This window comes from Aequorivita aquimaris (assembly GCF_001573155.1).
Lineage (GTDB): Bacteria > Bacteroidota > Bacteroidia > Flavobacteriales > Flavobacteriaceae > Aequorivita > Aequorivita aquimaris.
The window spans coordinates 81,944-106,808 of record NZ_JRWG01000001.1 but is presented as its reverse complement, the minus strand read 5'-3'; the positions used below and the strand labels follow the sequence as shown (position 1 = coordinate 106,808).

Annotated in this window: 19 protein-coding genes; 16 read left to right on the top strand and 3 right to left on the bottom strand. The window is 37.5% G+C overall.

Annotation, left to right across the window (positions count from 1 at the left end):
- Positions 1–39: 39 nt before the first annotated feature.
- Entirely contained in the window at positions 40–2,406 is a 2,367-nt protein-coding gene (locus tag LS48_RS00450; protein ID WP_062618875.1) for a hypothetical protein, read from the top strand.
- Here LS48_RS00450 and LS48_RS00445 read toward each other — a convergent pair whose 3' ends face one another.
- Positions 2,407–3,591: a Pycsar system effector family protein gene (locus LS48_RS00445; protein ID WP_062618873.1), complete on the bottom strand. Its 1,185-nt coding sequence runs from the start codon at positions 3,589–3,591 to the stop codon at positions 2,407–2,409.
- Between the two features lie 52 nt (positions 3,592–3,643).
- Here LS48_RS00445 and LS48_RS00440 point away from each other — a divergent pair, with 52 nt between their 5' ends.
- Together LS48_RS00440 and LS48_RS00435 are read left to right on the top strand one after the other, a co-directional pair.
- A complete protein-coding gene (locus LS48_RS00440; protein WP_062618871.1) occupies positions 3,644–7,321 on the top strand; it encodes a ShlB/FhaC/HecB family protein in 3,678 nt (1,225 codons plus the stop codon).
- A gap of 6 nt (positions 7,322–7,327) precedes the next feature.
- Entirely contained in the window at positions 7,328–11,041 is a 3,714-nt protein-coding gene (locus tag LS48_RS00435) for a metallophosphoesterase (RefSeq protein WP_062618869.1), read from the top strand.
- Between the two features lie 65 nt (positions 11,042–11,106).
- On the opposite strand, the gene LS48_RS00430 is transcribed toward LS48_RS00435, so the two are convergent.
- Positions 11,107–11,598: a Dps family protein gene (locus tag LS48_RS00430; RefSeq protein ID WP_062618867.1), complete on the bottom strand. Its 492-nt coding sequence runs from the start codon at positions 11,596–11,598 to the stop codon at positions 11,107–11,109.
- A gap of 228 nt (positions 11,599–11,826) precedes the next feature.
- Positions 11,827–11,985: a hypothetical protein gene (locus tag LS48_RS15255; RefSeq protein ID WP_157881704.1), complete on the bottom strand. Its 159-nt coding sequence runs from the start codon at positions 11,983–11,985 to the stop codon at positions 11,827–11,829.
- Positions 11,986–12,112: 127 nt separating this feature from the next.
- Between LS48_RS15255 and cysQ the strand changes: the two genes are divergently transcribed.
- From cysQ to LS48_RS00355, 13 genes are all read left to right on the top strand, one after another.
- On the top strand, positions 12,113–12,901 hold the full coding sequence (gene cysQ, locus LS48_RS00420) for a 3'(2'),5'-bisphosphate nucleotidase CysQ (RefSeq protein ID WP_062618863.1): 789 nt from the start codon (positions 12,113–12,115) through the stop codon (positions 12,899–12,901).
- Positions 12,898–13,320 (top strand): DUF2061 domain-containing protein, encoded by a 423-nt coding sequence (locus tag LS48_RS00415; protein WP_062618861.1) that lies wholly within the window; start codon positions 12,898–12,900, stop codon positions 13,318–13,320. Before cysQ ends, LS48_RS00415 begins: the two co-directional genes overlap by 4 nt.
- A gap of 11 nt (positions 13,321–13,331) precedes the next feature.
- Positions 13,332–13,919: an adenylyl-sulfate kinase gene (gene cysC, locus LS48_RS00410; RefSeq protein WP_062618859.1), complete on the top strand. Its 588-nt coding sequence runs from the start codon at positions 13,332–13,334 to the stop codon at positions 13,917–13,919.
- A gap of 99 nt (positions 13,920–14,018) precedes the next feature.
- Positions 14,019–14,393 carry a four helix bundle protein gene (locus LS48_RS00405; RefSeq protein WP_062618857.1) on the top strand — a complete coding sequence of 125 codons (375 nt, stop codon included), beginning with the start codon at positions 14,019–14,021 and terminating at the stop codon, positions 14,391–14,393.
- 101 nt (positions 14,394–14,494) lie between these two features.
- On the top strand, positions 14,495–15,400 hold the full coding sequence (cysD, locus tag LS48_RS00400; protein WP_062618855.1) for a sulfate adenylyltransferase subunit CysD: 906 nt from the start codon (positions 14,495–14,497) through the stop codon (positions 15,398–15,400).
- Between the two features lie 87 nt (positions 15,401–15,487).
- Positions 15,488–15,889: a GxxExxY protein gene (locus LS48_RS00395; protein ID WP_062618853.1), complete on the top strand. Its 402-nt coding sequence runs from the start codon at positions 15,488–15,490 to the stop codon at positions 15,887–15,889.
- 44 nt (positions 15,890–15,933) lie between these two features.
- Positions 15,934–17,190, top strand: coding sequence for a sulfate adenylyltransferase subunit 1 (locus LS48_RS00390; protein ID WP_062618851.1), 1,257 nt, complete (start codon positions 15,934–15,936; stop codon positions 17,188–17,190).
- 412 nt (positions 17,191–17,602) lie between these two features.
- A complete protein-coding gene (locus LS48_RS00385; protein ID WP_062618849.1) occupies positions 17,603–18,253 on the top strand; it encodes a hypothetical protein in 651 nt (216 codons plus the stop codon).
- A 916-nt stretch (positions 18,254–19,169) separates the two neighbouring features.
- The gene (locus LS48_RS00375; protein WP_078056350.1) at positions 19,170–19,562 is read left to right on the top strand and encodes an endonuclease domain-containing protein; all 393 of its coding nucleotides are present in this window, start codon (positions 19,170–19,172) and stop codon (positions 19,560–19,562) included.
- Between the two features lie 984 nt (positions 19,563–20,546).
- Positions 20,547–20,930, top strand: a complete 384-nt coding sequence (locus tag LS48_RS00370; protein ID WP_062618844.1) for an HU family DNA-binding protein — start codon at positions 20,547–20,549, stop codon at positions 20,928–20,930.
- A gap of 705 nt (positions 20,931–21,635) precedes the next feature.
- The gene (locus LS48_RS00365; RefSeq protein ID WP_062618843.1) at positions 21,636–22,016 is read left to right on the top strand and encodes an HU family DNA-binding protein; all 381 of its coding nucleotides are present in this window, start codon (positions 21,636–21,638) and stop codon (positions 22,014–22,016) included.
- A 302-nt stretch (positions 22,017–22,318) separates the two neighbouring features.
- Positions 22,319–23,746, top strand: coding sequence for a lipopolysaccharide biosynthesis protein (locus LS48_RS00360; RefSeq protein ID WP_062618842.1), 1,428 nt, complete (start codon positions 22,319–22,321; stop codon positions 23,744–23,746).
- Positions 23,747–23,749: 3 nt separating this feature from the next.
- Complete coding sequence (locus LS48_RS00355) at positions 23,750–24,865, top strand: polysaccharide pyruvyl transferase family protein (RefSeq protein WP_062618841.1); 1,116 nt, start codon at positions 23,750–23,752, stop codon at positions 24,863–24,865.

Genomic DNA, 24,865 nt, shown 5'->3' with positions numbered 1-24,865 from the left:
CGGTATTAACCTTTACTTTTATCCAATAAATAACTTCTTATGAAGAAATTGAAAAGGGATTTTCCATTAAAATTAAAAATAGGTTTCAAAAAAGTTTTTGATGCTTACAAGGAAAACACGCCCGAAACTGAAGGAGAGAAAAATCTTGCTGCTGAAATTCTTTCAGTTGAAGAAAAATTTCCACAGTTATCTGAGGGTATTAGTGATTTTAATAAGCTATCAGAATATACAGAGCAGATAAATACAATTATGAACCCATTGTTTCCAACGGCATTGGGCCAAAATGAAATTAAATTTGCAACCATTCCATTTCAAGACGTAGCCTTTAAAAGTACACAACGCTATAAAAATATAATTGAAGCCGCCGGTTCTGATTTTAAACTGGACATCATAAATTTTGATGAAGATCAATTTTATATCATGGGCTGTAGTATGATTCTAGGAGCTTATTATGATAAGAAAGTTGATTTTAGACGTTCCTACTATTACAACATTCCAGATGCGCGTGGAATGATTAAAAACTATAGGTTGCTCTATAATGCAGATTTTGTAGAAATTCAAAAAACCGATAAGGCCAAAGATATAACCGAGGAGGATATTAATGAACTTTTGGAAAGTTTTGAGGATGTTTCCGTTTGGAAAGAAAAATTTCCGCCAGAAAGTTGGATTTTCAATGGCTTTGTAATTGCGTCCTTGACAGATGTTACACTAAATGTTTCTATTTCAGATTTTAAGTCGAATCTATTGCGATTGGAAAAAAACGGTGGTTTTGAGAATACGGAATTCAGTCGTATTTTCCGTTCCATATTCGATTTAAAAGAATTGATGATCGGTTTTACGGACTATAATGAGGAAACCGAATCTTTTGAAAGAACTTTGTTTAAAGAAATTACCAGTTTTATTCTCAATAATAACAAGTCTCAATTAAGCAAGGACGCACTTTGTAGTGCTTCCTATTATACTCTTTTTAAGCAGAAGGAATTTTATTGTGTAACCGATGCGCAACGGTATCACGAAATGTATCCGGAAAACCTACTCTATAAAAAAATGCTGGATCAAGGCATGAGGAGCGCCATTTTTGCTTCTATTGTACACGATGATAAAATTTTAGGAGTTTTGGAATTGGTTTCGCCAAATGCCAATGACTTAAATACAATTAATGCCAATAAGCTGCGCGATATTATGCCTTTTTTGGTTGACTCTGTTGTACGCTCAAAAGAAAACCTTGAGAATGAGCTTGAACTTATAATTCAAGAGGAATGTACTGCCATACACAGCAGTGTGCACTGGAAATTCCGCAAAGAGGCGAAACGTTATCTCAATACCATAAATGAGGGCAATCCTACCTTTTTTAAGGAAATAGTTTTTGAGGACATCTACCCGTTATATGGACAGACTGATATAAAAGGATCTTCCGAGGCGCGAAACGAGGCTACCAAGCAAGATCTCATTCTTCAATTGAGTTATATCGATGGGCTTTTGAAAAAACTTTCCAATCAAACTTCCCTTCCAATATTTGATCAGATGATGTTTAGTATTGCAAATTTTTCAACAGAAATTGAAGAAAATTTGCAGGTAGATACCGAGCGGAAGATAATGAATTTCATTTCTTCCGAAATCATCCCTTTGTTAAAACATATTAGACATAAAAATGATATCTATAAGGAATGGGTAGATGAATATTACAAGCTCATTGACATAAACACTGGCTTTGTTTATAAATTCAGAAAAGATTATGATGAGTCTGTAATGCAAATAAATAAAAGGCTTGCCGCCATTTTAGACCGCAAGCAACAGGAGGCCCAAAAAATGTATCCACATTATTTTGAGCGTTTCAAAACCGATGGAGTAGAGCATAATTTATATATTGGTGAAGCTATTACAAAAGAACGGTCGTTCAATAAAATATACCTTAAAAACTTAAAACTGTGGCAGCTCCAGGTTATGTGCGAAATGGAGAATAGTTTTTATCGTTTTAAGGACTCACTGCCCATGAGCCTAAACGTAGCTTCAATGATTTTGGTTTTCAATGGCTCATTATCACTTCGTTTTCGAATGGATGAAAAACGCTTTGACGTTGATGGAACATACAATGCGCGCTATGAAGTTGTAAAAAAACGCGTAGATAAAGCAAACATTAAAGGCACTGAAGACCGTATTACTGAGCCTGGAAAAATTGCAATAATTTACTCTCAAAAAGAAGACGAGGAAGAGTATTTGAAATATTTGAGTTTTCTGCAACATCAAAAAATGATTGATACAGAAATCGAAATACTCGAACTTGAAGATCTACAAGGGGTAACTGGTTTAAAGGCTTTGCGTGTAAAGGTGCTTTACAGTAAAAGCAACGACAAGGTTAAGGAATACTATACTTATGAGGATCTAATCTCACAAATCGAGGAGTAATTATACTTCCAAATAAAAGAAAACCGCAAAGGAAATCAAGGAAATAATAGTTCCGGCTACAAAAATTGTGTAGGTAAGCCTTAAAATCCGGTATTTCCTGTCCAATACTTTTCCTAAGAAATACAAATCTTTAGTAAGTGACTTGTACACATAGTTTCTGTCCTTTAGTAGTTCTTCAATGGCCCATTCGTATTGTTCCAATTCCATTTTATGAAAATTTCCGAAGAAGGTTAGATTCACACTTCTATTAGCTACATCTTCTTTGGTAAACTCTCCGCGGGTAACGTTTGGGCGGGTAGCGATTACCGCTAAAATCATAGTTATGGCACTGAAAAGTACAAAAATGGCGGTAGGAATAATCAAGTAATTGTTATTGTCCAATTTGGAGATAAGATTGGAAAGTACCAACGAAATTATAATTGCATTTACAGAAAGCATAATATTCGCTTTTGTATCAGCAATATCGCTCAATTTCATATGGTTTCTTAAGGCCGTCCTGTAAAAGGTTTGTATGCCGCGTTCGGGGCTGTCGTTTTTATATTGTGCCTTTAGCTTTGCCTTTACACGTTCTTTCTGGATTTTTTCCTTTCTTTTTTTTCGTTTGTTTAGCAGATCGGCAAGATTTTCCTCCTTTACGGGTTGCCATTCCTTTAGGGCATATTCGGTATAAAATTGATGGTTCTCTACCAAAACTTTTATATTTTCATCCAACCATTCCCGTGAGGTATAGTTATGGACTTTTTGGATCAAATACTCTTGTCTTAAAAACTCGCTGGCTTCCTCAAAATAGTCCTTGCCAAAATGTGATGAATCAGCATCTCGAATTGCTTTTTCAAGTTCCGATTGTGGAGTGGTATCCTTAAATTTTGTGGCAAGAATACACTTTTCTACTCCATTTATTATATCATCATCTACATTATGCTCCTTTAAAAATTTATTCGCAATTTTCACACTTTCTTCTTCGTGGTTTTCCCGTCCAATTATATAGCCCGTATCATGCAGCAAAGCCGCCAAACGCAGTATTGTAGCATCTTTAACATCAAATTGGGAGTTTTCAATAATTTCATTTATACTTTTATAAACACGTTTTGAATGGGTATAATTGTGATAAACGAAAGTGCTTGGAAGCTTGTCCTTAAACAGTTGAAAGATAAAATTATCTGCAGCTTCAACAATATTGCTCATAAATTTTTTTTAGATATCCAAAGTAGTAAAAAATCAACGTACATAAATAAATATGAATAAAATTAACATCTTTATAACTTTTGTTGCCGCTGCGCTTTTTTCAGCTTGTGCAAGCTACAATCCACAATTTAAGAACCCCAATTCAGAAGCTCCACTACCACTTTCCAAAAACAATATAGATAAGACTTTTTATCTTATAGGTAATGTTGGAAAATCAAGTGAAAATACTTCGAAATCACTTCAATCCTTAAAAAATTATATAGCGGAAAACAATTCTGAAGATAGCTATGTATTGTTTTTGGGGAATAGTTTTTATCCCTCAGGAATGCCGCCAAAGGATGAAGCTGCAAAAGCACGGGCAACTAAGGGAATGCAAATGCAGGTTGACGCATTGAAAGACTTTAAGGGAAAGGTTGTGGTACTGCCTGGTAATCGTGACTGGATAGGTGGTGTGGACGGCTTAGAACTTGAAGAGGATTTTCTTAAAGCACGTTTTAACGATGCCGATGTGTTACAGCCAAATAACGGTTGCCCTCTGGAAAGTATTGATATTAATGATAATGTGCATCTGATTGTCTTAGATACCCAATGGTTTCTGGAAGATTGGGATAACAATTCTAAAATGAACGATAAGTGCGATATCAAAACCCGTGAGAAATTGTTTATTGAAATAGAAGGTGAATTAAAGAAGAACGCTACAAAGACAATTGTTTTTGCAATGTACCACCCTTTGATTACGTATGGCGAGCACGGCGGTAAATATCCCGCAATCCACAAAGATTTTTTCAGCACCTTAATAAAACAAGTGAAAATCCAAGGCGCAATCTCTAAGCAAGACCGCTATAATGAACGTTATAATGCCTTAATGAGCCGTCTTAAAGTGCTCACCAAAGATTTGGATCGTCTTGTATTTGTTTCGGGTCATGATGAGTCGCTACAGTACAATGATGACGGCACGGTAAAACAAATTGTATCTGGTGCCGGTTCTGGCGCTACTGCTGCCGCACTTGGTCAGTATGGGCAATTTGTATATGGACATGAAGGTTTCGCAAAGCTGGAGGTTGGTAAAAATGGCGCTTCCCAAGTAGAGTTTTTTAAATCTGAAAAAGATGGAAATTACCAATTGATGTTTCAAAAGGAAATTTTCCCCGCTATTGAAACGTACGATTTTTCAACCCTGCATGAAAATTTTCCCGAAACCGTAAAATCACAGGTATATACAGATGAAATGGTAGATAAAACTGGTTTTTACAAAGCTTTATGGGGCGAGCATTACAGAGAATTGTATGGCACCGAAGTTACGGCAAAAACAGTGCTGCTCGATACACTTTACGGAGGCTTAAAGGTAATTAGAGCAGGAGGAGGCCATCAAACCCGCTCTTTGCGTTTGGAAGATAAGGAGGGCAGAACCTATAATATGAGAGCTTTAAAAAAGAGCGCCGTACAATTTTTACAAACAGTTATTATTAAGGATAAGGAAATAGAAAATGATTTCTTAAATACAATCCCCGAAGATTTAATTCTCGACTTCTATACGGCTGCACATCCTTACGGAGCCTTTACGATACCTAAGCTGGCAGAAGCCGCATCTATATTGCATACCAAACCAAAGCTTTTTTATGTTCCCAAGCAAAAGGCTCTAGGAAATTTTAATGCTGATTATGGAGATGAACTTTATATGATTGTGGAAAGGCCCGATGAAACTTTCACGGGACCTATTTTCAATTATCCCGATGATATGGAAAGCACTGATGATTTATTGGCAAAACTGCGCGAGGATGAAAAATACAAACTAAACGAAAAGGCGTATATACGCGCACGCGTTTTTGATATGCTTGTGGGCGATTGGGACCGTCATAACGATCAGTGGCGATTTACACAACACGACAATGAAGACGGAACGGTGACTTTTGAGCCTATCCCTCGCGATCGCGATCAGGTTTATTCCTATTTTGACGGTGGACTGTTTGATTTGGCAAGGACTGTTTTTAGTACTTCACGTCAATTTCAGGTTTACGATGAAGAGTTGAAACACACAAAATGGTTTAATGCTGCCGGTATAAAACTGGATCACGCCTTAATTCAGAACAATGGAAAGCAAGCGTGGCTGGAAGAGGCAGCAATTGTACAGCAAAGTATTACCGATGAAGTAATTGCAGAGGCTTTCAGCGATCTTCCTAAGGAAGTACAGAATGAAACTGCTGCGGAAATAATAAAAAAACTGAAAGGGAGGCGGAACAACCTTGTTGAAATAGCAGAAGAGTATTATGAATATCTTGCAAAACTCCAAACAATCACCGGAACAGATAAAGATGATTACTTTGAAATAACCCGTTTGCCAGAGGGAAAAACCAATATCAAGACTTACCGTATTAAAGATGGAAAAAAGGACGGGCTAATGGTTGACAGAACTTTTAATGCAGACGAAACCAATTCAATTTGGGTATATGGATTGGATGATGATGACGTTTTCGAAGTAAAAGGAAAAGGTGATCACCCTATATTTTTAAGAATTATTGGAGGGCAAAATAATGACACCTATAAAATTTCCAATGGTCGAAAAGTGAAAATTTATGACCAAAAAAGCAAGAAAAATACAATAGAGGAAAAAGGTGGCGCTACATTTAAATTTACCGATAATTATGATTTTAACACTTACGATTATAAAAAACAAAAACAAAGCATTCATTTGTTTCTTCCAACGGTAGGGTACAATCCAGATGATGGCTTTAAAATTGGTCCTTCGTATTTACTAACCTTTAATGGCTTCCAAAGAAACCCCTTCTCGCAGCAGCACCGCATAAGTTCAGGCTATTATTTTGCCACAAATAGTTTTGATATAAATTACGAAGGCGAGTTTGCAAATATTTTCGGAAGTTGGAATTTCCTATTGGGAGGTTATTTTAAGAACCCCAATTTTTCTGAAAACTTTTTTGGTTTTGGAAATGAAACCCTTAACCCACAATATGAATTTGACTTTGATATGGACTACAATCGCGTTCGCATTGGTGGCTATGGGGGCTCTATTGGCGTAACAAAAGATTCCCCTTACGGAAGTACATTTCAAATCAAGGCTATTTTTGAAGGAATTGAAGTGGAAGGTACAAACGATAGGTACATAACCGAAGTTATTCCCGCGCCCACCGAGCTTGACGAAACCAAGTATTTTCTTTCCGCAGAAGGAAAGTATCAATACGAAAGTTATGACAATAGGGTTAACCCCACACGGGGCATGAATTTTTCATTAGTGGCCGGAGGAACCCAAAATATTGATGATAGCGAAAAAATATTTGGATATGTAAAACCACAAATAGTTTTTTACAACGCTTTGACGCGCAACAGAAAACTGGTACTAAAAACAGACGTTCGCGGACAGTTCAATATTGGGAATAACTTTGAGTTCTATCAAGGTGCCCAATTGGGAAGCGATACTGGGCTTCGTGCATATCGTGATGAGCGGTTTACAGGACGAAGTGCTGCGGTTGCCGGCGCAGACCTTAGATATAGTTTCAATAAATTCAAGACTGCGCTTTTACCCATACAGCTGGGTATTTTTGGAGGATATGATGTGGGAAGGGTATGGGTTCCAAATGATACTTCCGATGTGTTTCACAATTCTTATGGAGGCGGATTTTGGGTAAATACTGCAGATTTGTTAAGCGGAACGTTTAATGTCTTTACTGGGGAAGAAGGAGTACGCTTCACCTTTGGCGTTGCTTTTTCAATGTAAGAATTTATGATTTTTAAAAAGTTCTATTTTATATTTTTTACTGCGTTTTTCATCTCTTCCTGCGCTACGTATGCACCGCAGTTTAAGGATAAGGATGCGATGCCATTGTATCCTTCGCAAAAAAAAATAGAAAAAACTTTTTACTTGGTTGGCGATGCAGGTCTTTCACCTATGGGTGGTATGAGCGATGCGCTAGCTACCTTCAACAATTATCTTAAAAACGAAAAGACAAAGGGCAATTATACCATTTATCTGGGTGACAATATTTACCCATCAGGAATGGATCCCGAAGGTCACCCGCGAAGAAAGGAATCTGAGAATATGATTGATGCCCAATACAAAGCAGTTAGGGATTACAAGGGGCAAACCATATTTATTCCCGGTAACCACGAATGGTACAACGATGGAGTAATAGGCGTTGCCCGTGAAGAAAATTATGTGGAAGCGCTATTTCCAGATCAAGATGCGTTTAGGCCTAGTAATGGATGCCCACTGGAAAGTGTAGCCGTTTCTAAAAACATTCAGTTGCTCATTATAGACACGCAATGGTATTTGGAGGATTGGAACGCAAACCCCACAATCAATGAAAATTGCGATATAAAGACCCGGGAAAAGTTCTTTATTGAGCTAGCGTTGGAATTGGAGAAAAACCAAAATAAAACCATTGTCTTCGCCATGCACCATCCCATGTTTACCAATGGTAATCACGGGGGGTATTTTGCGCTTGAAAAGCATCTATACCCTCTCCAAAAAAAAATACCGATGCCCCTTCTTTCCTCCTTGGTGGTACAGGTACGATCCCAGGGCGGGGTTTCGGTTCAGGATAGATATAATGAGCTCTATAATAATTTAATGAACAGGCTACAGGAGCTAGTAAAAAATAATAAGCGATTGGTTTTTGTATCCGGTCACGACCATAATTTGCAATACATCGAAAAAGATGGTCTTAAACAGATTGTTTCTGGTGGAGGTGCAAAAGAATCGTATGCGGCATTAGGAAAAGACGGTTTTTTTAGTACGGGCATGCAAGGTTTTGCGGTGCTGGATGTGTTTGAGGATGGCTCCTCTTGGGTGCGTTATTTTGTGAAGGGTGAAAATTTTCAGCCAAAAATGCTTTTTCAAAAAGAAGTTATTCCCGCACCTATAAAGCGGGATATTTCGGAGTTACCTGAAATATTTCCACAACAGTACACCGTTCCCATCTTTAAACAGGATAGTATAAATGAGGCATTATTTTTTAAAACGGTTTGGGGTGCAAAATACAAAGAAGCATACTCAACACCAGTTACTGCACAAGTTGCTTCTTTAGACACTTTGTATGGAGGCTTAAAAGTGATTCAGGAAAACAAGGGAATGGATTACAATTCACTTTTATTGGAAGACAAAAATGGTAACCAATATCGTATGCGCGCAATGGGCAAAAACGCCTTGCAGATTTCAAGAAAACTCATTTTTGAAGATACTGAAGACAAACCTACAGATACTGAAAAGTCTGATGTCCCTTCCGTAAAAGGACAAAATACAAATTTTTATACCGCTTCGCATCCATATGCTATCATGGCAATTCCGGATATGGCCCGGGCAATAAATATATTTTACACAACCCCTCAATTATATTACGTTCCCAAGCAGAAAAGTTTGGAGGGTTACAATGATCGTTTTGGAAATGATTTGTATTTGATTTCTATAGAACCTTCCGAGAAGAGCGAAGGAGAAGGTCTTTTCAAATACCCCGATGATGTAGAAACAACGGATGATATTTTGATCAAACTCCGAAAGACAGGAAATGTTCAAGTTGATGAGGAAAATTATATAAAATCCAGATTGTTTGATATGCTAATTGGCGATTGGGACCGAGAGCCAAACCACTGGCAATGGGCAGAATACTACAACCGATATAAAAAAAATGTTTACGTTCCCATACCCAACAACCGCGACAATGCCTTTTCAAGTTTTGAAGGAAATATTTTCGATTACACCCGTTCGCTATTTAACGGGTCTCTGCAAACTCACGTATATGGTGAAAACTTGAACGATTTGGAATGGTTCAATAAAGAAGGTGTGATTCTAGATCGGGCCTTATTGAAAAATTCGGGCAGGGCACAGTGGAAATATTTGGCAGAATCCATACAGGACAGTATTACCGATGCGGTAATTGAAATGGCTTTTAACAACATTCCACCAGAAGTTCAGGATGAAGCCCTTGAAGATATTAAGCAGAAATTAAAGGAACGAAAGAAGAATCTGGTTACCATCGCAGATAATTACTACAGTTATCTTTCCACATTACAAACTATTGTAGGAACCGATTATGACGATCTGTTTGAGATAACAAGACTTCCGGACGGTAAAACGCTGGTGAGAAGCTTTACAACCATCAATGGAATAAAATCAGATACCATAATTGATAGAACATTTTCAAGAAACGATACTAAAGAAATATGGATCTACGGCCTAAATGGTAATGATAGGTTTATTGTAAATGGAGCGGGAGATGATTTAATTTTTTTGCGAATAATTGGAGGAAGGGATAAAGACAATTTTAGTTTAAAAAAGGGTAGAAGATTAAAGGTTTACGATTATGAAAGTATGCCGAATGTAATTGAAGAAAAAAAGGGTGGGAGCATACGTTATACGGATATTTACAATCTAAACACCTATGATTATCGAAAGCAAATAGATCGTTCGCAAGGATTGGTTTCGGCAATTGGGTATAATCCCGACGACGGCTTTCGTGCGGCACTGCAATATGCTTATAGGGTAGATAATTTTCAAAGAAATCCATTTTCCCAAAAACACATAGTAAGTTTAGCCTATTTTACTGATATCAATAGTTTTGAACTTTCATATTCTGGAGAATTTGCGAATATAAAAGACGATTTAAATCTAAGTTTTGGCGCCCGGCTTACCAGTCCAAATTACAAGGTTAATTTTTTTGGCTTTGGAAATGAAACCCAAAATCTGCAGGACGAAAATGGGTATGATTATAATAGGGTAGATGTGCAGCATATTTCAGGAAATATTGGATTGCTTCGCAATAGTAATTTTGGTAGTTTTTTCAAGTTGCAAACTACCTTTGACGCTTATGAGGTGGGAAATTCACCAACCAATTTTATTTCTGAAGCAACAGTTGAAAATAAAGGAGAAACAAGCTATTTCGGCACCTTGGAAGGGATTTATAATTACCGAAGTTTTGACGACCCCCAAAACCCGACGATAGGGATGATGTTTGATCTTAACGCGGGAGTTACCGATAATTTGGAAGATATGGATGAGGTGTTTGGCTTTTTAAAAACACGTCTCGGGTTTTATAATACTTTAGTTAAGAACAGGACCTTAGTGCTGAAAACCAACATTAATTACCAGTTAAATATGGGACAGAAGTACCAGTTTTATCAAGCTGCAAATCTGGGAGGAGACAATGGTTTAAGGGGCTATAGGGAACAGCGTTTTACAGGGAAATCGTTTTTGGTGGGCAGTGCAGATCTGCGATATAGCTTTCCAATGTTTAAAGTGGGGTTGTTGCCATTTCAGATTGGTATTTATGGAGGTGCAGATTTAGGAAGAGTTTGGCTGGCTGATGATAGTTCAAATAAGTGGCACAATTCCAGAGGTGGTGGTTTTTGGATAAATGGACCGGGTGGAGCGAATGTTAACCTTAGTTTGTTCAATTCTACTGAGGGAACAAGGCTTAGCTTTGGATTGGGATTTGATTTTTAAACATAAAAAAACTTGCCAAATATTATAAATATTTGGCAAGCTTCAAGGTTTTTAAATTATAAAGCTTAAGCTTCCGGATGGCCTTCTCCCGTTTTCATTGTCCAAGCATCCAGCATCCAACTTATTTTTTCTATATGGCCAATGAAGCCGCCAATCATATCAATAGTACCTTCATCGCCAGCAGCATCAGCTTTTTCAACAACCGTGCGCATTTGCTTCAGTAATTTTCCGTGATCATCCAGCAATATTTCAACCATCTTTAAATCTTTCGTGTCAGATGGAGACTCCTTAATATTGCTCATTTTTACATAATCGGTAAAATTACTGGTGGGTTGAAAACGAAGAGTCAAGATTCGCTCAGCAATTTCATCAATTTTCAATTTTGCATCGTCGTACATTTCTTCAAACTTAATGTGAAGATCAAAGAAATTATGGCCAATTACATTCCAGTGAAAATTTCTAAGTTTTTGATAGTACAAATGGTAGTCTGCGAGTAGTACATTTAGCTCTTTTGCTGTTGCGGTAGTTTTCTTTTTATCGAGGTTTAAATAGCTCATTATATTGTTTTTTAAGGTTTCACCCAAAGATAATTAACCTTATTTAAGCAATCAATTTTAATAGATAGTTTAGCCTTTTTTTAACTCTGAAATACTTATAATCGGTACATAGAATTGCTTAAAAAAAAGGCCAAGAATTTTTTGTAGGAAAAAACGACGTTTTTCTTACATTTTAATGACTTTGCTATGGCTTTGCTATGGCTTTGCTATGGAGTAGCCGTGAGGAGGTTATTTTGAAGTTTTTTTATTCTTTAAATTGCTATCGCTTCCCCTATTTGGCGGTTTTGGCAAGTTGGTGTCTTTTTTAATTTTGTCCTTATCCTTTTCCACCTCACCATATTGGTTGTGGTCGCGTTTTTTTCCGAATCCGTCAACAGTATTTCCCATAATTACATTTTTCTTTAAAATTAAAAAGATTTTGTTATGGCACCAACATTTGCTTTGTATTTCAATAGTTTCAAACCTTCTCTTTAAATTCAAAATTGTAACTTTCCAAACTCTATAAAATCTCACGATGAATACTCTTTTAAGTACAGCAATAAAAGCGGCTTTGTCTGCCGGAACAGAAATTCTTAAGATTTACGATACCAATTTTGAGGTGGAGCACAAAAACGATGATTCACCCCTTACGCAAGCTGATAAAAATGCAAATGAGGTAATAAATGAGTATTTGAAACCTACCCAAATTCCAATTATAAGTGAAGAAAACAGGCAATTGGATTATGCTGAAAGGAAGGACTGGGACCGTTGTTGGATTGTGGATCCACTGGATGGCACCAAGGAGTTTATAAAACGAAATGGTGAATTTACGGTAAACATTGCTTTGATTGAAAACGGCAATCCCGTGCTTGGAGTGATTTACGTTCCCGTTACAAAAGAGTTATATTTTACTTCTTCGGATGGGAAGACTTCAAAAAAAATAGTTATTACCTCAGAAAATGATTCGGTTGAGAAAATAGTAAAAAACGCTAAAGAAATCAAGCCAAGTAAAGCTTCCGTGGTAAAAATTGTGGGTAGTCGTTCGCATTTAAATGAAGATACTAAAAATTTTATTGCAGAAATAGCGAAGCAAAATGAGGTAGAAATTGTTTCAAAAGGAAGTTCGCTAAAATTCTGTTTGGTAGCCGAAGGACTCGCACAACTTTATCCCCGTTTTGCCCCAACTATGGAATGGGACACTGCCGCGGGACACGCAATCTGTAATGCTGTAGGAGTTTCGGTAATTGATCAGACCACTGGAAAAAATATGCAATACAATAAACCCAATTTACTGAACAATTATTTTTTGGTAAGGGTATTATGAAGGACCACACCAGAAAGAGGCATATAGCAAAAACCATCACTTGGCGCATTGTCGGTACGCTAGACACCATATTGTTATCTTGGCTCATTACCGGAAATCCGCTGACCGGACTTAAAATTGGATTTGCCGAGGTAATAACCAAAATGATATTATATTATTTTCACGAACGGGTTTGGTTTAGCATTAATCTTTCAGAAAAAGGCATTATCCGCGAAAGCCGAAAAAGGCATGTATTGAAAACCTTCACCTGGCGTGGTGTAGGAACGCTAGATACTATGTTGCTTTCTTGGTTAATAACAGGAAACCCTTTAACGGGACTTAAGATTGGCCTTGCGGAACTTTTGACAAAAATGATTTTATACTATCTTCACGAACGCTTTTGGTATCGCATAAATTACGGACTGCCAAATAGAAATTAACTTACAATTTTATGGAAGAAAATATAATTCCACATAACTTCAGTATCACACAGCGACAACGGAGTGATTTAAAAAAGCACGAGCCGTTGTTGATTTGGTTTACGGGGCTTTCAGGTTCTGGAAAATCTACCATTGCAAATGCATTGGAAAAGGCCCTTTTTATTAAAGGCATCCATACATATCTATTGGATGGCGATAATGTGCGCAAGGGTTTAAACAATAATCTTTCCTTTACGCCAGAAGACCGAAGTGAAAATATTAGACGAATTGCTGAAGTGGCCAATTTAATGATTGATGCAGGTTTGGTAGTTTTGGCATCGTTTGTCTCACCTTATAGGGAAGACCGTGAAAACGTAAAACGAATTGTAGGTTATGAAAATTTCGTGGAAGTTTTTGTTAATACCCCGATAGAGGAATGTGAACGGAGAGATGTAAAAGGATTATATGAAAAAGCAAGAGCTGGAGAAATCAAGAATTTTACTGGTGTAAACGCCCCTTATGAACCTCCCATCGCTCCCGATGTGGAAATAAATACAACCATGATTTCTGTGGAACAAGCGGTGACGTTGATTATGAAATTTATTAAAAAAAAAATATAAATGGGGATTCGTTGATTCGGGATTCGTTGATTCGGGATTCGTTATTTTGAGTATGGGGTCTATTTTGAATTAGAGTGATAGGATTATAAACGATGGACTATGGCAGGAAATTTTGAAGAGCTGCATTGTTGGCAAGCTTGTTATAATTTGAAAACTTATTTGAAAACTAATGTTTTGAAAAAGTTGCCAAAAATTGAAAAATTTGAACTTCACGCGCAAATACTGCGTGCTGCACGTTCTTCCACTGCAAATATAGCGGAAGGCTGGGGGAGGTATCATTACAAAGAGAACATCAATTTTTTACGTTTTTCAAGAGGTTCAGTTGCTGAAATTTGGGATCATTGCATTGAAGCAAAAGACTGTGATTATATAAATTTGGAAACTCTTAATGCCGTTCGTTTACAGACAGAAAAATGTATACAATTAATTAACGGTTACATTAGATATTTACAGCAGAAGAATAATGAAAAATAATGTTTTATAATGAAAATGAATCGAATCCCTAATGTACCAATTGAGAAATTCACGTATTAATCAATTAATGAATCTTCAATTAATAAATTAATAAAAGACTAATGAGTAAATATTATTTAAATTATTTAGACGAATTGGAATCTGAAGCCATCTATATTCTTCGAGAGGTTTGGGCACAGTTCCAAAACCCCGTGATATTATTTTCAGGGGGAAAGGATTCCATTCTTGTGACACATTTGGCGAAGAAGGCATTTTACCCTTCCAAGATTCCGTTTCCGTTGCTACATGTAGATACAGGGCACAATTTCCCTGAAACCATTCAATTTCGTGATGATTTAATAAAGGAATTGGGAGTGCAATTAATTGTCGGTTCAGTTCAGGAATCGATTGACACGGGAAGAGTTGCCGAGGAAAAGGGAAAAAATGCAACACGCAATGCGCTTCAAATTACAACTTTGCTCGATGCCATAGAAAGCAACAAAATAGATTGCGCCATTGGCGGCGGAAGACGTGATGAGGAGAAAGCCCGTGCCAAGGAACGTTTCTTTTCACATAGAGACGATTTTGGGCAGTGGGATCCAAAAAACCAACGTCCAGAACTTTGGAATTTATTAAATGGAAAACATTTTGAAGGCGAGCATTTTCGAGCCTTTCCCATAAGCAATTGGACCGAAATGGACGTTTGGAATTATATAAAGCGTGAGGATATAAAGATTCCTTCCCTGTATTTGGCACACCAACGCGAAGTGGTTTGGCGAAATGATTCGTGGATTCCGGTTTCTAAATTTTTAAAGTTGGAAGAAAACGAAAAAATTGAAACCAAAAAAATCCGTTTTAGGACTTTGGGAGACATTACTATTACTGGTGGAATAGAAAGCGATGCGGACACTTTGGAGAAAATCGTGGCTGAAGTTGCCGCAATGAAACAAACCGAACGAGGTAACCGTACAGATGATAAGCGCAGCGAAACGGCTATGGAGGATAGGAAAAGACAGGGATATTTTTAAGGAATCCGAATTAATCCGAATTAATCCGAATTAATCCGAATTTTTGCGAATTTATGCGAATGTTAACGAATTTATCCGAATTAGGGGATGGAAACTAATAAGATATTATTTAAGGAGGAAAGCTATAAAATTATTGGCGCTTGTATGCAGGTACATAATAATTTAGGTCCTGGTTTTTTGGAAGCTGTTTATGAAGAAACGCTGGAAAAGGAGTTCCGTAATTTGAGCATCCCCTATAATAAGCAAGCTAAGCTAAATATTTTCTATAATGACGAAAAGCTGAGTAAAACCTATAGAGCAGATTTTATATGCTATGAAAAAATTATTGTAGAGACTAAGGCAGTAAGTATAGTTCCAATGGCCTTTTCCAAACAATTGAGAAATTATTTGAAGGTGACAAACCTTGAACTGGGAATACTCGTCAATTTTGGAGAATCATCCCTAACCTATAAAAGAATTTTAAATAAACCCAATTCGAACCATTCGTAATAATTCTGATAAATTCGTGCAAATTCGGATAAATAAGTGATAATATGGAAATAGATAAAAACCAACTACTAAGATTTACCACGGCAGGAAGTGTGGATGATGGTAAAAGCACGTTGATAGGGAGGTTGCTTTACGATAGCAAGGCAATTTTTGAAGACCAATTGGAAGCCATAGAAAATACGAGCCGTAAAAAAGGTCACGAAGGCGTAGATCTTGCCTTGTTTACAGATGGACTTCGCGACGAGCGGGAGCAGGGAATAACAATTGATGTGGCCTATAGGTATTTTACCACTCCAAAACGTAAATTCATAATTGCGGATACTCCCGGACATATTCAATATACACGGAATATGGTTACAGGTGCTTCAACGGCAAATGCAGCTTTAATATTGATTGATGCCCGTCACGGAGTAATTGAACAAACCAAACGCCACGCCTTTATCGCTTCACTATTGCAGATTCCGCATATTATTGTCTGTATCAATAAAATGGATTTGGTGGATTATTCAGAAGAAGTATATGAAAACATCATCAACCAATTTGAGGAGTTTTCCTCAAAACTATACGTAAAGGACATTCAGTTTCTACCCATTAGCGCTTTGGATGGTGATAACGTGGTGAACCGTTCCACAAACATGGATTGGTACCAAGGCGCCCCTTTATTATATACTTTGGAAACTATGCACATAAGTAGCGACATCAATAAAATAGATGCCCGTTTTCCGGTACAAACAGTTTTACGCCCACAGCGGGAAGGTTTTATAGATTACCGAGGGTATGCGGGCCGTGTGGCCAGTGGAATCTTTAGACCTGGTGATGATGTAGTTGTATTGCCTTCCGGTTTTACTTCAAAAATTAAAAGTATAGACACTATGGACGGTTCTTTGGAAGAAGTTTTTGCACCCATGTCTGTTGCTATCACCTTGGAAGATGACATAGACATCAGCCGTGGCGATATGATCGTTAAGGAAAATAATCAGCCAAAGCCACTTCAGGAATTTGACGCCATGCTCTGCTGGTTCAACAATGCCCCTGCGCGGCCACGGGCAAAATATACCATTGTGCACACTTCAAACGAACAAAAGGCGATGATAACCAATGTGGTCTATAAAATTGACATAAACACCTACGCCCGCGAGGAAGACGATAAGGAATTGAAAATGAACGACATTGCCCGAATCAGCATCCGCACCACACGGCCGTTGATGGTGGACGAGTATCGGGACAACCGCATAACGGGCAGTTTTGTGTTGATTGACGATGCTACGCATGAAACCGTTGCGGCGGGGATGATTGTTTAAATGTGGATTCGTGATTCGTCATTCGCGATTCATTGATTTGGAAATTAAGATAAAATCGCACTCTCCTTTTGACTTAGTTAGGAATGACATCCCCCTAACCCCCTTGAAAGGGGGGACTGTCTTGCCTTGGTTTGAGGTTTGGGATTTGGGGTTCGGAATTTGGGATTTTAGCTAAAATCACACCCTTCTTTTAACTTGGTTTGGAATGACATCCCTCGATCCCACTTATCTAATTCTAAGTGGTTTAAAAATAATTTGTCCAACTTCTAAGATAAATTTGGTGTTTTTGAGAAGATATTTTTATCTTGCTCCGGCATCCACAAGGTTCCCCAATCTTTGTGAGTGCTTGTAATTTGTGGCTGCCCCGCGATAAATTGCAACGCTGTAAAGAACTTAACCGCAAATAATTAAAATGAATTTATCCCCACTTCGTACCTACCTATTTCCTTTATTTTTATTTTTCACATTTAGTCTTTTTTCCCAGAACGGTGAATACAATCGTTGGTCTGCTGAAGTTTCCACCGGTATTCACGTGCCACTTGCGCCCAATGACGGGATATCGCGTAAAAAGTATATAGCGTTTAAGCAGTTCCAATTAAGTGGACGCTATATGTTTAGTGACAAGTTTGGCGTGAAAGGGCATTATGGCTTTAACCGCTTTGCCAATCCGGATGATACTGAAATAGGCATAAGTTTAAACAGATTGGGTCTTGAAGGTGTGGCCAACGTAGGCCGATTATTGAATGTGAGTTACCGGCTAAGGGAGCGCCTAGGACTATTGATACACGTGGGCGGAGGGATAACCTTTGCGCAACCCGCTACTATTAGCGGTACTGAACATATAGGAAATATAATGGTAGGACTTACCGGGCAAATTAAATTGAGTGAGAGTTTTGCCTTTATTGGCGACCTAAGTTATATTACCAACCTAAAACAGCATTACGCTTATAACGGAGCGCTCTTGGACCCAAATTTTGAAAGCGTTAGCGGTAGTTTCGTTACTGTAAGTATTGGGATTATGTACTATTTAGGAGAGAATAAATATCACGCTGACTGGTATTGATTAGGGGTATTAGAATTGTCTTAAATCTCCACGAAAATTGGTCATAGCCCGGTCCCCTAAATCCCCAAAGGGGACTTTTCTGCTCGGAGTTTTTTATGGTTTAGGCTTGGAGAGCGAAACCCCACGAGAATTTGCCCCTGCGCTAAAGGGAGAAGGCTGAAACCCCACGAAAAATTTGCCCCGCCCCTAAAGGGAGTTTTTCGTGGGGTTTCTTGGTTTTGGGGAATTTCCTTCTGAATTGGTTTTTAGGGTTTGGGCTTTGGGAGCGAAGCCCTACGAGAATTTGCCCTGGCCCTAAAGGGAGAAGGCTGAAACCCCACGAAAAATTGCCCCGACCCTAAAGGGAGTTTTTCGTGGGGTTTCTTAGTTTGTCATTAAAATTCTCCAAAACCTCTCCCTTTAGGGTTGGGGAAGAAGGTTTTGGGGAATTTTCCGTTCGAAATGTTTTTTAGGATTTAGGCTTTGGGAGCGAAGCCCTACGAGAATTTGCCCTGGCCCTAAAGGGAGAAGGCTGAAACCCCACGAAAAATTGCTCCGGCCCTAAAGGGAGTTTTTCGTGGGGTTTCTTGGTTTTGGGGAATTTCCTTCTGAATTGGTTTTTAGGGTTTGGGCTTTGGGAGCGAAACCCTACGAGAATTTGCTCCGGCGCTAAAGGGAGTTTTTCGTGGGGTTTCTTGGTTTGTCATTAAAATTCTCCAAAACCTCTCCCTTTAGGGTTGGGGAAGAAGGTTTTGGGGGATTTTTCTTCTGATTTGGTTTTTATGGTTTAGGTTTTGGGGAATTTTCCTTCCGAAGTGTTTTTTAGGGTTTAGGCTTTGGGAGCGAAACCCCACGAAAATTTGCCCCGGCCCTAAAGGGAGTTTTCGTGGGGTTTCTTCAATAGTATTTATCATTATATTTAGGTTTTATTATTTGAATGGGAAAATCTAGACCTTCTTATCATCACGGAATGTTCAAGGGTGCGCCTACAAGCAGCTTTGTCAAAGCTTTGGTATTAAGGAGAAATATGACGGTTGCCGAGAAAATTTTTTGGGAAAGGATAAGGAATAAAAAATTGCAGGGGTTAAAGTTTAGGAGACAGCATCCTCAGCATTTATATATATTGGACTTTTACTGTCATTCGCTACAATTAGGTATTGAGATCGATGGTCCCTATCACGACGCCAGTGATCAAACAATAATTGATGAACATAGAACTGCGGCCCTTGAGGCAATGGGAATATCAATTGTCCGTTTTACGAACTATGATGTGGAGAATCATATTGATGAGGTAATTTGCAGATTAGTAGAGATCATAAAAAATATTTAAAGGATCCTCCAGTCCAATAAAATTCCCCCGGCGCTAAAGGGAGAAGGCTGAAACCCCACGAAAAATTTGCCCCAACCCTAAAGGGAGTTTTTCGTGGGGTTTCTTGGTTTGTCATTAAAATTTCCCAAAACCTCCCCCTTTAGGGTTGGAGAAGAAGGTTTTGGGGGATTTTCCGTCTGATTTGGTTTTTATGGTTTAGGCATTGGGAGCGAAACCCGACGAGAATTTGCTCCGGTCCTAAAGGGAGAAGGCCGAAACCCCACGAAAAATTGCCCCGACCCTAAAGGGAGTTTTCGTGGGGTTTCTTATTTTGGCTTTAAAAATTCTCCAAAACCTCTCCCTTTAGGGTTGGGGAAGAAGGTTTTGGGGAATTTTCCGTTCGAAATGTTTTTTAGGATTTAGGCTTTGGGAGCGAAGCCCTACGAGAATTTGCCCCGGCCCTAAAGGGAGTTTTTCATGGGGTTTCTTGGTTTGGCTTTAAAAATTCCCCAAAACCTCTCCCTTTAGGGTTGGGGAAGAAGGTTTTGGGGAATTTTCATCCAAAGGTTTTTGGTTCGGCTTTAAAATTTGTTCAAAAAAATTGCCAATAGGCTGTTTTTAGCGTTGCTGGCTATCAAGTTATTAACATTTCATCATAGGCATGAACTGTTGTGGAGCTTTTAGGTAGTAAAAATTATTGTCTCCCAGTAAATATTCAACAGTCTTTTTTTAAAAGGATCGCACACTTCATCTATAAAAATGCACATTTAATCTTCCCAAATTTTAATTGTAAAAGGTTAAGTAGCTGATTTACAAATATAAAACCCTGTAATTTTCGTTAATAAATATTTCGCGCGTTAATTACCACTTTTTACCATAAAAAACAAGAATTTTTTTGTTGATAAGTGTTAAAATTTATTTTCAAAAAGAATTGTATTTCTTCTTAATTTGCCGATGTCAATGCAATGAAGCGGCGACCGCCGAAAGGCGAAATACTAATTCTATATGGTTTTATTAAAGCCAATGGAGCGTAAGAATCCCCAAGATGTGGCCGCTCCGCCCAAATTTTATGCCCAGGCTATTTCGCAGGGCATCACCGATCTGCAAAGGTTGGCGTATTTAGTGTCTAACCAATGTACCGTAAGGGAAGCTGATTGCCTTGCCGTTCTCAATGCCCTCCAGCACAATGTGATGGACGAACTGGCAATGGGAAGGGTAGTGCAACTGGGTACCTTGGGCAATTTCCAGATTGGCGTGCGATCAGAAGGTACGGACGTGCAGGAAGATCTGAATGTGGCCGCGGTACGGTCTGCACACGTAAACTTCAGGCCAGGACCACGGTTCCGGACATTCCTGAAAACCGTAAGATATAGGATGACGGGCAGCTAGTAATTGCGTCATTCTTCTATTTTACATTTCTGAAAATAAGTCCCGGGGAACGTTCTTTCCCGGGATTTTAATTCTAGAAAAACTACGCGCCATTATAAAAAACATCTACATCTTTTTCTTAAACTGCTACGCCCTTCCCAAAATTCGCTAAGCGAATAAAAATATTTCATAGGCAGTTCCAAAAAATCCCTAAGCACTTTTAAAAATCCCACATTTTTTGATTGCTTTTTCTCTTTTAAAGCCATTTTAAGCCGCTCCGTTTTCTGAAATCATACATGGGCAGGTTATGGTAATAAACAATTTATAAACAACTTGTCAACAACTAATTAAACGTCAAAACTGCTCTCAAAAGCGAAGCATTGAGGGAAAACCTTCTTAAAAAGAAAAAGCCCAAAAAAATCAGGCAGCTAGTAATTGCGAGTTCTTCTGGGCAGTTCTGAAAATAAGTCCCGGTTTGTTAACCGAAATTTATGGTATAAAGTTAGAACTTATCTACTCCATCCACAACAGCATTGGCAAAATTCTATCAGCAGAAGACCACAAAGCGATTATTAACAATCCTTATCCCACAAAGCCAGAATCCGTCATTCACTGAACGCTGCACCTAAATAACTTACATTCGAGAGAAATGTGGTTATATGGGAATTTGGCAATAGGCCATTTTGGAACAATTTGTATCTTGGATACGTAACTTAAATTCAGAATATGTTTCCCTTTAAATTGACCCAAAAAAAAGACACGCTTAAAACACAAGAACACTTCTATTACGCGACCGCCATAAAAGTTGGCAGTCTGGAGGAGGAGGTACTAATTGCTAGCTTAAGCGAGCGCAGCAAATTGCATCCGGTGGACTGCGAGCGGCTATTATACCATCTGGCCGATCTCATGGGGGAAACGCTTATGGAGGGAAAAACCGTAAGCCTACCGAATTTGGGGATTTTTCGGGCCACCATTAGCAGTAAGGGAGTGGCGGCACCAAAGGATTTTAAAAAAGAATTTATAAAAGGTTTAAAGATTGCCTTTTTGCCGCATAAGAGAATGAAGGCAAAAATGAAGGCGGTGCAGTTTAAGGAGATACGGCGATAGGGAAAAATCAAAGTTTTAAATCACTGAATGATTAGCCATAGATTTAGTTTTGCATTCGCTGCTGTATAATTTGTTCCAGTATAAGACATTGGCATACTTACGTAGTAAATTTTTTACCACTCAATTAACATCTAATCGGTTTTATTTGGCAGTTAATCGATAGCGGTTAGTTATCTTTGCGGGCTTAAAAATTTTTGAGACGAGTATAGCACTGGTTTTAAATTTTAATGACTACAATATGAAAGTCATTAAGAAACACTAATATAAGCTGGGAGAATGAAGTTTAGTTTAATTATTTTAAAATGAGCTTAAAGCAACAAGCAATCAGTGGCGTAATATGGACCTTTGCACAGCAATTTTCTGTGCAAATTATCAATTTTGGAGTGCAAATTGTTTTGGCTCGTTTACTAATGCCAGAAATGTTTGGGTTAATTGCGATGATTAACATCTTTGTTTCAATTGGACAAATGCTAATGGATGGTGGGATGACCACTTCTTTGATAAGAACTAAAAATGCTGATAACAAAGATTACTCTACAGTCTTCATGACTAATTTATCGGTAAGTATTTTTGTTTATTTAATTGTTTTTGTTTGTGCTCCATTAATTGCTGATTTTTATGATCAAGCTATTTTAACGGAAATAGTTAGGGTGTTTGCTCTAATGTTTGTGATTAATGCTTTTTCAGCAGTTCACGTGGCAAAACTCACTAAAGAAATGAATTTTAAAAAGCAAATGACCTTTCAAATTCCATCTACGGTAATTGGAGCTATAACGGGAGTCACTTTAGCTTTAATGGGCTATGGGGTGTGGAGTTTGGTCTGGTTGAATTTGGCACAAGTAACAGCTTTAAGTTTGCAGTATTGGCTAATGACCGATTGGAGGCCGTCTTTTATCATAGATAAAAGCAAACTAAAATATCATTTTAATTTTGGTTATAAAATGACACTCTCGGGATTGCTGGATAGAATATATAATAATGCTTATAATATTGTAATTGGGAAATTCTTTAGTCCAGCTCAAGTTGGCTTTTTCTATCAAGCAGAATCAATGCGATTGTTCCCAGTAAACCAAATTGGTAGTGTATTGGGAAAAGTTACATACCCAATGTTTGCTAAAATTGAAACCGACAAGGAATTAAAAAATGCTTGCAAGAAAACGATGAAACTGGTTTTGAGCGTAGCAATTCCAGTAATGTTTATTTTAATTCTTGTAGCAGATGATTTATTCTTGTTGGTATTTGGTGAAAAATGGATGCCTGCAGTACCTTATTTTAAAATATTAGCGATTGCTTCTATAGTGCGCCCTATTAGTGGTTACAATCTTAATATCCTTAAGGTAAAGGGAAGGAGCGATTTGTTTTTAAAAGTTGAAGTAATCAAAAAGATTCTTGGTGTAGCTGCTATTGCTATAGCCCTACCATTTGGCATTATGCCCTTAGTGATTTCTTTAACAGTAGTTTCTTATTTGTTTGTGATGGTTAATATGATTGTTTCTGGACGACTGATTAATTATAAAGTTTGGGAACAGTTAAAGGATATAAGTTTGCTTTATCTAATAGGAATTATAGTAGGTATAATTTGTTTTTTTGTATTGCCCTACACAGATACGTCCTATTTAATAGCAAACATATTAATTGGTACCACCATTTATGGTGCCTTATATGTATTTTCTGTTTTATCATTTGAAAAACAGATAATTGAAGTTATTAGAAATTTAATCAGAAAATAGAATATGATATTTAATTCAGACATATTATTTACTGGATATTATGGACAACAAAACACAGGGGATGATGCTTTTGTAGAAGTGGCTTCTTGGGGTGCAAATAAATATTGGAATAAGACAAATAACAGATTTCTTGCAAAATCTGAGAATCTTCCTAAAACATTGTTTCCTGTCAGTGGTTACCCATTGACAATACCAAAGACTTATTCTTTACAGGCAGATTGCTTATTAAGCAATACACAAGCTTTTATTTATGCTGGTGGCTCAACTATACATTCCCGATTAAGTCCTTCTAACATAAGGTATAAGGCGGTTCAAAGAAAAAAAAATGGTAAGGATTTAAAATATGGAGCAATTGGTGTATCGATTGGTCCATTTAAATCTATCGAGAACGAAAGAGCAATTCAATCCTATTTAAAACATATGGATTTTCTCGCCGTTAGAGACCAAGCTTCATACGATATTGTTTCAGAATGGGACTTGCCCTATAATCCTATCAATGCCTTCGATTTAGCCGCCTTGCTTCCAGAGATTTATAATTATTTATTTCAAAAAAAAAATAATCAAATTAAAATAATTGGTATTAGCGTATGTCCTTATGAATCTCATCAAGTAGGAATGAATTCTTCAATGGAAATAAAAAGAAATACTATGCTAATTGATTTAATTAAGAAATTAGACAAATTAGGTAATTTTCATTTCAGATTTTACGTAATAAATGGAAATCCTAAATATGGAGATTTAAAACTGACTACAGAAACTGTTGAAAAGGCTTCGCCTAAAAATTTTGAGATTTTCTATTACAATAAAAATACAAAACTAACTTGGGAGTCCATAGCGCAATGTGATTTAGTAGTTTCAACAAGGTTGCATGCAGCAATTTTTGCTTGTTTTGCAGAAGTGCCTTTTATGCTAAACGAATATCATAGAAAATGTGGTGATTTTCTTAATAATGTAGGGTATAATAATATGTATAGATTATTTAATAGTGAATTTGATGTAAATAAAAAAGCCGAACAGATAGTAGAGATAGTAAATAATCCTAGTATATATAGTAAACCAAAACATATTAAAGAAATGACTGAAAAGGCAAGAATAAATTTCACTGCAATAAATTTTTAA

Excerpts from the sequence above, each read along its gene's own strand:
- LS48_RS00450 (WP_062618875.1), top strand. The coding sequence starts at position 40 with ATGAAGAAATTGAAAAGGGATTTTCCATTAAAATTAAAAATAGGTTTC.
- LS48_RS00445 (WP_062618873.1), bottom strand. The coding sequence starts at position 3,591 with ATGAGCAATATTGTTGAAGCTGCAGATAATTTTATCTTTCAACTGTTT.
- LS48_RS00440 (WP_062618871.1), top strand. The coding sequence starts at position 3,644 with ATGAATAAAATTAACATCTTTATAACTTTTGTTGCCGCTGCGCTTTTT.
- LS48_RS00435 (WP_062618869.1), top strand. The coding sequence starts at position 7,328 with ATGATTTTTAAAAAGTTCTATTTTATATTTTTTACTGCGTTTTTCATC.
- LS48_RS00430 (WP_062618867.1), bottom strand. The coding sequence starts at position 11,598 with ATGAGCTATTTAAACCTCGATAAAAAGAAAACTACCGCAACAGCAAAA.
- LS48_RS15255 (WP_157881704.1), bottom strand. The coding sequence starts at position 11,985 with ATGGGAAATACTGTTGACGGATTCGGAAAAAAACGCGACCACAACCAA.
- cysQ (WP_062618863.1), top strand. The coding sequence starts at position 12,113 with ATGAATACTCTTTTAAGTACAGCAATAAAAGCGGCTTTGTCTGCCGGA.
- LS48_RS00415 (WP_062618861.1), top strand. The coding sequence starts at position 12,898 with ATGAAGGACCACACCAGAAAGAGGCATATAGCAAAAACCATCACTTGG.
- cysC (WP_062618859.1), top strand. The coding sequence starts at position 13,332 with ATGGAAGAAAATATAATTCCACATAACTTCAGTATCACACAGCGACAA.
- LS48_RS00405 (WP_062618857.1), top strand. The coding sequence starts at position 14,019 with ATGGCAGGAAATTTTGAAGAGCTGCATTGTTGGCAAGCTTGTTATAAT.
- cysD (WP_062618855.1), top strand. The coding sequence starts at position 14,495 with ATGAGTAAATATTATTTAAATTATTTAGACGAATTGGAATCTGAAGCC.
- LS48_RS00395 (WP_062618853.1), top strand. The coding sequence starts at position 15,488 with ATGGAAACTAATAAGATATTATTTAAGGAGGAAAGCTATAAAATTATT.
- LS48_RS00390 (WP_062618851.1), top strand. The coding sequence starts at position 15,934 with ATGGAAATAGATAAAAACCAACTACTAAGATTTACCACGGCAGGAAGT.
- LS48_RS00385 (WP_062618849.1), top strand. The coding sequence starts at position 17,603 with ATGAATTTATCCCCACTTCGTACCTACCTATTTCCTTTATTTTTATTT.
- LS48_RS00375 (WP_078056350.1), top strand. The coding sequence starts at position 19,170 with ATGGGAAAATCTAGACCTTCTTATCATCACGGAATGTTCAAGGGTGCG.
- LS48_RS00370 (WP_062618844.1), top strand. The coding sequence starts at position 20,547 with ATGGTTTTATTAAAGCCAATGGAGCGTAAGAATCCCCAAGATGTGGCC.
- LS48_RS00365 (WP_062618843.1), top strand. The coding sequence starts at position 21,636 with ATGTTTCCCTTTAAATTGACCCAAAAAAAAGACACGCTTAAAACACAA.
- LS48_RS00360 (WP_062618842.1), top strand. The coding sequence starts at position 22,319 with ATGAGCTTAAAGCAACAAGCAATCAGTGGCGTAATATGGACCTTTGCA.
- LS48_RS00355 (WP_062618841.1), top strand. The coding sequence starts at position 23,750 with ATGATATTTAATTCAGACATATTATTTACTGGATATTATGGACAACAA.